This is a genomic window from Collinsella aerofaciens, from assembly GCF_019131995.1.
GTDB lineage: Bacteria > Actinomycetota > Coriobacteriia > Coriobacteriales > Coriobacteriaceae > Collinsella > Collinsella aerofaciens_S.
In genome coordinates this window covers 1-434 of sequence record NZ_JAHONA010000080.1, presented here as the reverse complement: position 1 = coordinate 434, position 434 = coordinate 1, and the positions used below count along the sequence as shown (strand labels likewise).

1 pseudogene is annotated in these 434 nt (G+C 75.8%); it reads right to left on the bottom strand.

Going from position 1 to position 434, the window contains the following annotated elements:
* Positions 1-434, bottom strand: a pseudogene (locus tag KSY82_RS10250) (IS30 family transposase); the annotation flags it as partial.

The following is a 434-nucleotide window of genomic DNA, read 5'->3' as shown; positions in this document are numbered from 1 at the left end:
CGCACGCGTCCTCCCCGAGGGCGAGGAACGCGGCATGCGACCTGCGGGCGGAGTGCCGCGTGGCCGAGGCCCCGGCGGCGCGCCTCCTCGGCCTGTAGCCGACCTTGCGCCGGAGCTCCATGTTGGTCATGCCGTCGTAGCCCGCCGCGACCCAGCGGTAGATGGTCGAGGGCGACAGGTCCACGGGCCCTCCGTTGCATGCGGCCATCTGCTCGGGCGAGAGCCCCCGGCGCAGGCAGTCCCTGATGGCCTCCAGCCTCGCCGCCGCGGCCGGCTCGTCGGCGTCGATGCCGCGCCTGGACGAGACGAGGACCGAGTCGGCGCACAGCTGCGCGGCCCGGGCCTCGTAGAAGACGTGGGGGCGGCGCTTGCAGCCGATCGCGCGGTACCGGCCGCAGCCGTTGCAGCATCGCGGCCACGCGGCCAGGCGCGGG